Origin of the sequence: Micrococcus sp. KRD077, assembly GCF_017168505.1 — a bacterium.
Classification (GTDB): Bacteria; Actinomycetota; Actinomycetes; order Actinomycetales; family Micrococcaceae; genus Micrococcus; species Micrococcus luteus.
Genome location: NZ_JABFAZ010000081.1, coordinates 1 through 8,671 on the forward strand (window position 1 = coordinate 1; position 8,671 = coordinate 8,671).

Here is an 8,671-nt window from a genome sequence, read left to right on the forward strand (position 1 = left end):
GGTCTCCTCGGAGGGCGATGCGGAGTCGACGACGGTCTCGGCGCCGGGGCGGGGATGGGGGACGAAGCGGACGCGGGCGCCCGGCGGCAGCTGGGCCGCCAGGCTGAGGTCCGCGCGGGCCACGACGCCGATCACCGGGTAGCCGCCGGTGACCGGATGGTCGGAGAGGAACAGGACGGGCTCACCCGAGGGCGGCACCTGCAGCGCGCCGCGCACGGCGCCCTCGGACTTCAGCTCGCCCTCCCGCACGCGCTCGAGCGGCGCGCCGTCGTCGGGGGCCGTGAGGCGCACCCCGATCCGGTCGGTCTGCTGGCTCACGTCCCAGTCCTGCGTGAACAGGCGCTCCAGGCCCGCCTCGCCGAACCAGTCGTCGCGGGGGCCGGGGACCACGCGCAGCACGGCCACCTGGCCGGGCGCGGGCATGGGGCGCAGCGAGGTCTCCGGGTCCCCCACCGTCGCGACGCCGGCCTCCGCCGAGGCGGGGGCGCCGGCGGCGGTCGGGCTCGCGGCGGAGGCGCCGGCGGCGCCCCTCGCATCCGGGCCGACGCGGCGGGCGAGGCGGTCCCCCGCCGTCAGCGGGGCGGGGCCGAGCCCGGACAGGGTGTCGGTCGAGCGGCTGCCGAGCACGGGCGGCACGTCGATCCCGCCCCGGAGGCCCACGTACACGCGCAGGCCGCCGACCGGCTCGTCCACCGTCAGCGTCTGGCCGTCCAGCACGACGAACGGCGTGCGGGCGGGCACCCGGCGCGTGGCGCCGTCGGCCGCGGTGATCGTCCCGCCGGCCTCGGCGCCGGCCAGGGCCATCACCTGGTGGCCGTGCGCGGTGAGGGTGAGGCCGCCCAGGGCGGTCTCCAGCACCGCCTCGCGTGAGCGGTTGCCCACGAGCCGGTTCGCCTGGCGCGCCGCGTCCCGATCGGCCGCGCCGGACACGACGACGCCGAGGTCGCCCAGGCCCGGGCGGCCCAGGTCCTGGACCAGGGTCAGGAGCCCCGGGTCCACGACGGTGACGCCGCGGCGGCCGGCCACGGACGGGAGGCCGGCCGCGGCGTCGGCGGGCGGGGTGGCGTCGACCGCCGCGTCCGTGCCGGAGGTGACGGACGCCGTCGGGCGCACGGGGACGTAGCGGACACGGTCGCCGGGCTGCAGCAGGGCGGGCTGCTCGCGGCCGAGGTCCCACAGGGCCGCGGTGGTGTGCCCCAGCAGCTGCCAGCCGCCGGGCGAGGTGCGCGGGTAGACGGCAGAGAAGGCCCCGGCGACGGCGACGGCGCCCGCGGGGACGGCCGTGCGGGGCGAGCTGCGGCGGGGCGCCTCGAACGGGGCCGCCTCGGAGGCGCAGTACATGAACCCCGGCGCGAAGCCGCCGAACGCGGCGAACCAGTCGGCCTCGCTATGGGCCCGGATGACGCCGTCGACGCCGAGCCCGGTGAGCCGGCCGACCTCGGCGAGGTCCTCACCGTCGTAGACCACGGGGATCTCGACGACGCGGCCCCCCGTCAGCTCACCGGCGTCGGGGGTGAGAGTGCTGACCCGCGGTGCGGCGTGCTCGGCGGCGGCCTGCGAGGTGAAGGTCACCAGGACGGTCGCGGCGGCGGCCATGACCTGGCGCTGGCCGCGCTCCGGGTGGGCCGTGAGGTGGGCGTGGACGGCCATGACGTCCTCGAGCGAGGCGCACTCGACGAGGAAGCCCTGGGTGCCGACCCAGCGGATCGGGCGGGCCGGCGGCTCGGCGGCGGGGTGATGTGGGGCGCTCATGCGAAGGCCTTGATGGCCACGCCCGCGCCCTCGAGCGCGCGGCGCACGGCCGCGGCCATGGCCACGGCGCCGGGTGTGTCGCCGTGCAGGCAGATGCTCTCGGCGTCGACGCGCACGTCCGTGCCGTCCACCGCCGCGACGACGCCCTCGGTGGCCAGGCGCACCATGCGGGTGGCGACGTCGTCCTCGTCGTGGAGGACCGCACCGGGCTCGCGGCGGGAGACGAGCGTGCCGTCCGGGTTGTAGCCGCGGTCCGCGAAGGCCTCGGCGACGCCGCGCAGCCCCGCAGCGGCCGCCTTGTCCAGGGCGACGGAGCCGGGCAGGAGCAGCAGCGGGAGGTCGGAGCCGAACGCCTTGACGCCGTCGACGACGGCCTGGGCGTGCGCCTCGTGACGGACGATCGTGTTGTAGAGGGCGCCGTGCGGCTTCACGTAGCGGACCCGGCCGCCGGCCGCGCGGGCGAGCGCGTCGAGGGCGCCGATCTGGTAGAGGACGTCATCGGCCAGCTCGGTGGGCGTGCAGTCCAGGAAGCGGCGGCCGAATCCGGCGAGGTCGCGGTAGCCCACGTGCGCGCCGATCGTGACGCCGGCGGCGACCGCGTCACGGCAGGTCTGGGCGATCCCCGAGGGATCGCCCGCGTGGAAGCCGCACGCGACGTTGGCGGAGGAGACGGAGGGCATGATGGCGGCGTCGTCCCCCATCGTCCACGAGCCGAAGGACTCGCCGACGTCGGAGTTCAGGTCGATCTGCGGCGCGTGAGACACAGTGCAGTCCTCTCGGATCGGGCCCGGCTGAGGTGCCGGTCACACAATCTTGAGGCATGAGGGGGGATTGTTCAACAATCCTCGGCGCGTCCTGCTGGCGCTCACCCGCACCACACACCAACGCGGGTTGAATTATCGCGGGTGCCCCAGCCCGGGACCCGCGATAACTCAACCGGCGTTGCGGACCGGGCCGGGCTGAGCAACGTCAGCGCGGCGGTGCGATGGGGCGCTCAGCCCTCGAGCCAGGGCGCGCGGACGCTGGCGGGGGTGAGGTCCGCCGTCGTCGCGGCGCCCATGAGGGACATCGCGACCTCGACCTCCTCCGCGAGCAGCTCGATCACGCGACGCACGCCCTCCTGGCCGCCGGCCATGAGCCCGTAGAGGTACGCCCGGCCGATGAGCGTGAAGTCGGCGCCCAGGGCGAGGGCGGCCACGATGTCCTCGCCGGTCAGGATGCCGGAGTCGAGCACGATCGGCACGTCCGCCCCGGCCTCCTCGCGCACCGCGGGCAACGCCTGCAGGGAGACCGGCGCCCGATCCAGCTGCCGGCCGCCGTGGTTGGACACGACCAGCCCGTCCGCGCCGACGTCGAGCGCCCGCCTCGTGTCCTCCCGCGTGAGGATGCCCTTGACCATCAGCGTGCCGGGCCACACCGAGCGGATCCACTCGAGGTCGCGCAGGCTCAGCGTGGGGTCGAACATCCCGTTGATGATGCTGGGCAGATCGCCGGCGGAGTCCGAGAGCGAGGCGAAGGTCAGCGGGTCCGTGGTCAGGAAGTTCCACCACCACTCGGGACGGTACGAGGCGTCCACGACGGTCTTGGCGCTCAGCCGCGGGGGGATGGTCATGCCGTTGCGGACGTCGCGCAGCCGCTGGCCGGCCACGGGCGTGTCCACGGTGACGAGCAGGGCGCCGTAGCCCGACGCGGCGGCGCGCTCGATGAGGTCGCGGGCGCGGTCGCGGTCCCTCCAGAGGTAGAGCTGGAACCACCGGTCGCCGTCGCCGGACGCTGCCGCCGTCTCCTCGATCGAGCGGGTACCCATCGTGGAGAGGCTGAACGGGATGCCCGCGGCGGCCGCGGCCGCGGCGCCCGCGTCCTCCCCCTCGGCGTGCATGAAGCGTGTGAAGCCGGTGGGCGCGATCCCGAACGGCAGCGCGGACCGGGCTCCCGCGATCTCGACCGACAGGTCCGGGGCGGCCACGCCGTGCAGGATCCGCGGCAGCAGCTCCACAGAGTCGAAGACCTCGCGGGAGCGGCGCGCGGTGATCTCGCGCTTGGCGGCGCCGTCCACGTAGTCGAACGCGGCAGCCGGGGTTCGACGCTTGGCGATCGCGCGCAGGTCCGCGACGTCGGCCGCCCGGGCGAGCCGGGCCTGGCGTCCGAGCCCGGGCGGGGCGAACCGCATCAGCGGGGCGAGCTCGGCGACGTCGGGCAGGCGGCGGGTCAGCGGCGTGAGGCGGGAGGGGCGGGACATGGGGTCCTTTCAGTGTCGGTGGATCGGAGGGGCGACGGCGGACGTCGGCTCAGTGCTCCGTGGCGGGGCGGGCGCGGAGCCAGAGGACGACGGCGGCGGCGGACGTCAGGCAGCACGCCGCGACGAAGCACGCCGCCGGCCACCAGGCACCGCTGGCCTGCCCGACAAGCCACGCGGCGACCATGGGGGTGAATCCGGCGATGACGGCGCCGTTGGCCTCGCGGGCGATGCCGATGCCGGAGAAGCGCTGACGGGGCGGGAACAGGCCGGCCAGGAAGGAACCCTGCGCGCCCGAGGTCAGGGCGATGACGAACGCGTAGCCACCCGCGATGGCCAGTCCCGCCGTCACAGCAGAACCGCTGGCCATGCCTGCGAACAGCACGAACACGTACCCGGCCCCCAGGAGGGAGCCGAGCGCCAGCACGCGGCCCGCGCCGAAGCGGTCCGCCGCCCAGCCGCCGACGGGGGTGGCGAGGACGCCGGCCAGGGACCCGAGGGTCACGGCGCCGAGCGCCTCGGGCCTGGTCAGGCCCACCGACGCGGAGGTCAGGAACGAGAGGGCGAACACGGCCATGGCGTAGTTCAGTGCGTTGTGGCCCGTGATGGAGAGGAAACCCACCACGAGAGCCCGCCCCCGCGTGCGGACCAGCTCGACGGCGGGGGTCTTCTCCCGCTCGCCCCGTTCGGCGGCGCGGCGCTGGGCCTCGCGGTATTCCGGTGTCTCGTCCAGCCTGCGGCGGATGAACCAGGCGAGCACGAACAGCACGGCCGAGGCGAGGAACGGCCAGCGCCAGGCGCCTGCCAAGAGTGCTTCGTCGCCCAGGGAGGCCACCCCCAGGAACGCCGCGGTGGCCAGGGCGATGCCCGCCGGCGGTGTGGCCAGCACGAAGGAGGTGTAGAGGCCGCGGCGGGCCGGCGGCGCGAACTCCGCCACGAGCGTCATGGCCCCCGCGAGCTCGGCGCCGGCCCCCATGCCCTGGAGCAGCCGCAGGAGGACCAGCAGCACGGGTGCCAGGGCGCCGACCGCCGTCGCAGTGGGCAGGAGGCCGATGCCGACGGTGGCCACGCCCATCATGAGGATCGTGAGCAGCATGGCCGGGCGGCGACCATGGCGGTCGCCGAGATGGCCGATGAGTGCCCCGCCCAGCGGGCGCGCCACGAAACCGACCGCGAAGGTGGCGAAGGCGGCCAGCGATGCGCCCGAGCCGACACCGGCGAAGAAGAGCGGGCCGATGACGAGGCCGGCGGCGGCCCCATAGAGGGCGTAGTCATACCACTCGATGAGCGTGCCCGTGACGGCCGCCGTCAGGGCGCGACGCACGCCAGGGGTCATGCGGCGGGAATGGCCCGGGCGGGAGTCGGCAGGAGGCTCCGGGGTGCGGGGGCTCACCGCGGATCGAGTGGTGTCCATGAAATATCTTTCTATCAGCACGGTGATACAGTCCACAACATGCATGACGGGACAGGTGGGCGGAGCGACGACGGTCGCGACGGTCCGGCCCAGGGCGCCCCAGCACCGGACACCTCAGCGCCGGGTGCAGCCCGGACCCCTCGCGGTCAACGGGTGCTCTCCGAACTGCGGGGCCTGATCCTGACCGGGGCCATCGGTCCCGGCGAGGTGCTCGTGGAGCCCCAGCTCGCCGCCCGCTTCGCGACGTCCAAGACCCCTGTCCGCGAGGCCCTCCACGTCCTCGCCGCCGAGCACCTCGTGACCGTGCTGCCGAAGAAGGGGTATCTCGTCGCCACGATGACGCCGCAGGACCTCGCCGAGGTGCTCGATCTGCGCATGCTCCTGGAGCCGCACGCCACGGCCGAGGCGGCGCGGTACGCGGATGCCGCGGGCGTGGCCCGTCTGCGCACCCTCCTCGCGGACCAGGGCGTCGCCACCGATCCCCTGGAGCGGATGCGACACGCGGCCGACCTGCACCGATCCCTCGCCCTGCTCGGACGGAACGGGCGCCTGTCCACGTCGCTGGAGCGGTGCTTCGATGAGACGGCCCGGGCCCATCACGTCCTCGGCGGTCTCAACGCGCACATGGAGTCGGACGTCGAGCTCGATGAGCATGCGCGCATCGTGGAAGCGGTGGAGTCCGGAGACGCGGAGGCCGCCCGCGAGGCCATGCGCACCCACCTGCGCACGATCCGCCGCGTCACCCTGCGTCAGTGGACCGACGGCCCGGGGCTCTGGGACTGACCCCCGCACCGCACGCCAACGTGAAGCGCCCTGGGTTTGTTGGAGACTCCTGACCTTGGAAACGAGGATGGAGTTATGCCGAAAGAGCAGACAGCGGGGAAGCCGACGACGCGTCGGTATTCGCCGGAGGAGAAGGCCGCGGCGGTCCGGATGGTGCGGACGCTGCGTGTCGAGCTGGGGACCGAGCATGGGACTGTGCAGCGGGTCGCGACGCAGCTCGGATACGGGGTCGAGTCCGTGCGGATGTGGGTCAAGCAAGCCGACATCGACGACGGCGTCACCTCTGGCGTGAGCAGCGCTGAGGCGCGGCGGGTGCGTGAACTGGAGCAAGAGGTCCGGGAGTTGCGGCGGGCCAACGAGGTCCTCAAGCGTGCTGCGTCTTTCTTCGGGGCGGAGCTCGACCGCCACTACCGGAAGTAGTCGCGTTCATCGACGCGAACAAGGATGACCTGGTCGACGGTCGCCGGCTCGGAGTCGAGCTCATCTGCAGGCTGCTGCAGGTGGCTCCGAGCAGCTACTACGCCGCCAAGACCCGCGCCCCCTCGGCTCGCGCGGTGCGGGACGAGGAGCTGATCCCGCAGCTGGTCGAGCTCTGGGAGAGGAAACTACCGCGTCTATGGAATCCGCAAGCTCTGGAAAGCCGCCGGCTGGGCGGGGATCATGATCGGCCGAGACCAGACCGCCCGGCTGATGCGCGCTGCAGGCATCGAGGGTGCGCGGCGGTCGAAGAGGGTCAAGACCACCCGGCCGGACCCGGCGTCGGCGCGGCACCTGGACCTCGTGAAGCGGGAGTTCACCGCGCCTGCCCCGAACCGGCTCTGGGTCACCGACCTGACGTTCGTGCCGACGTGGGCCGGCGTCGCGTACGTCTGCTTCATCGTCGACGCGTTCAGCAGGATGATCGTAGGGTGGCGGTGCGCGTCACACATGCGCACCGAGATGGTCCTCGACGCGATCGAGATGGCCCGCTGGTCCCGCGGCGCTCGCCACGAGGACCTGCGCTGCCACAGCGACGCGGGGTCTCAATTCACCTCCATTCGCTACGGCGAACGCCTCGCCGAGATCGGAGCGACACCGTCGATCGGGACCGTCGGGGACAGCTATGACAACGCCCTGGCCGAGACCGTGAACGGCTATTACAAGGCCGAACTCGTCCGCGGACCCGCACGGCCAGGCCCCTGGCGAACGGTCGAGGACCTCGAGCTCGCGACCCTCGGGTGGGTGCACTGGCACAACACGCAACGCCTCCACGGCTACCTCGGCGACGTCCCACCCGCCGAGTTCGAGGACACGTTCTATGCTGTCGAAGCCGACCGCGAACAGCTGGTCGGAATCAAATAGCGGGAGTCTACATCAGACCCAGGGCGCTTCACACCTGGAGATCGAGCGTAGCCATGAAACTAGCCACGATGAGCTGGGGGCGCCGAGGGCACACGGCCCGTCTCCACAAGGGGGACGGCTACCGAGCCCAACGGGACTCGAAGCTGCCCACGCTCGCGCCCGGGGCCCAGCACCGGTCGTGACCTAACCCCGGGATGAAACCCAGGGTGTTTCATATGTTCTTCGGAGGAAGATGGAGTCATGACGACCCCGGCCGTACGAGCCTTCACCCGACTGATCGACGACCCATACGAGGCCCTCAAGGAGGTCATCGACGAAGTCCGGGCGCAGTATCCGTCATACGCGCCTGTGACCGATGCCCTGCTCGCGTCGTCCTTCGACCAGAACATGCGCATGAGTCGGGAATGTGTTCTCGCCGGATCGCCGCCAGACGCGGACACTATGACGAACTATGCCCAAATCAGCCGTGCCCGGCTTGACTCGGGGGTCCCCGTCGAGGACCTGATGGCCTCCTTTCGTTTCTCGATGGGACGGATCGCGGACCACCTCGACCGACTGATGAAAGAGGAACGCGCCACCACTGAAGAGCGACTCGATGCGTACCGAAAGATTTGGATGGTCAGCGATGCATACACCACTTCCCTGGTCAACGAATACCGGCACCACGCCCTCCAAGTCGCAGCCGACGATTATCGCTTCCAAGTGGACCTCTTCCGAGCCCTCGCCGAGCGTGGGCCTAAGCCAAACCCGCTGGACGAAACCTCTACCCGAGGCCTGCTGAGCCTCCGGCTGACGTACCGCGGGTTCGTCGCCAAGCGTGAAGACGGTCAGCTCGGGCAGGACCACCAGCTTCGCGAATCAATTAGCAAACTCATCGGTCCCGGCCAAGGACTCTGCGTCGTCCAGCACGGACGCGTTGAAGGAGTGGTGGGGCGACGTTTCACGGCTCCACCGGGGGCGTCCGTATCCTTTGGCGAGCTCGCCCCCGTGCCTGAGCTTCACAACTCAATAGCACTCGCTAGGTGTAAGAGGTCATGACGTTGTTGACTCGTGCCGGGGCCAACGAGGTTGGCGGGGCGTCCCCGCAGGAGGTATGAGGCCGATGGTAGTTGTAGTGGTTCACCCACACCTGCAGGGCCTCACGC

Annotated in this window: 7 protein-coding genes, 1 pseudogene and 1 other annotated feature; of the genes and pseudogenes, 3 read left to right on the forward strand and 5 right to left on the reverse strand. The window is 72.1% G+C overall.

The genetic code is table 11. The features are described 5' to 3' along the window. The 4 genes from J1M39_RS11595 to J1M39_RS11610 all read right to left on the reverse strand — a co-directional run. Nucleotides 1–1,752, reverse strand: a 1,752-nt coding sequence (locus J1M39_RS11595; protein ID WP_206496823.1) for a 5-oxoprolinase subunit B/C family protein, incomplete at its 3' end; no start/stop codon positions are given. Then, complete coding sequence (locus J1M39_RS11600) at nucleotides 1,749–2,516, reverse strand: LamB/YcsF family protein (protein ID WP_101967505.1); 768 nt, start codon at nucleotides 2,514–2,516, stop codon at nucleotides 1,749–1,751. The genes J1M39_RS11600 and J1M39_RS11595, both read right to left, overlap by 4 nt. A gap of 230 nt (nucleotides 2,517–2,746) precedes the next feature. Continuing rightward, nucleotides 2,747–3,991: an alpha-hydroxy acid oxidase gene (locus J1M39_RS11605; protein ID WP_052520079.1), complete on the reverse strand. Its 1,245-nt coding sequence runs from the start codon at nucleotides 3,989–3,991 to the stop codon at nucleotides 2,747–2,749. Between the two features lie 49 nt (nucleotides 3,992–4,040). Next, a complete protein-coding gene (locus J1M39_RS11610; RefSeq protein WP_080772582.1) occupies nucleotides 4,041–5,402 on the reverse strand; it encodes an MFS transporter in 1,362 nt (453 codons plus the stop codon). A 153-nt stretch (nucleotides 5,403–5,555) separates the two neighbouring features. Between J1M39_RS11610 and J1M39_RS11615 the strand changes: the two genes are divergently transcribed. From J1M39_RS11615 to J1M39_RS11625, 3 genes and pseudogenes are all read left to right on the forward strand, one after another. Then, nucleotides 5,556–6,185 (forward strand): GntR family transcriptional regulator, encoded by a 630-nt coding sequence (locus J1M39_RS11615; protein ID WP_041104485.1) that lies wholly within the window; start codon nucleotides 5,556–5,558, stop codon nucleotides 6,183–6,185. 75 nt (nucleotides 6,186–6,260) lie between these two features. Continuing rightward, nucleotides 6,261–7,526, forward strand: a pseudogene (locus tag J1M39_RS11620) (IS3 family transposase). Further along, nucleotides 6,560–6,694, forward strand: a sequence feature (AL1L pseudoknot). Its footprint overlaps the pseudogene before it by 135 nt. Nucleotides 7,527–7,766: 240 nt before the next feature. Continuing rightward, on the forward strand, nucleotides 7,767–8,564 hold the full coding sequence (locus J1M39_RS11625; RefSeq protein WP_206496824.1) for a hypothetical protein: 798 nt from the start codon (nucleotides 7,767–7,769) through the stop codon (nucleotides 8,562–8,564). Here J1M39_RS11625 and J1M39_RS11630 read toward each other — a convergent pair. After that, nucleotides 8,545–8,671, reverse strand: a 127-nt coding sequence (locus J1M39_RS11630) for an integrase core domain-containing protein (protein ID WP_206496681.1), incomplete at its 5' end; no start/stop codon positions are given. The two genes, J1M39_RS11625 and J1M39_RS11630, sit on opposite strands and share 20 nt — an antisense overlap.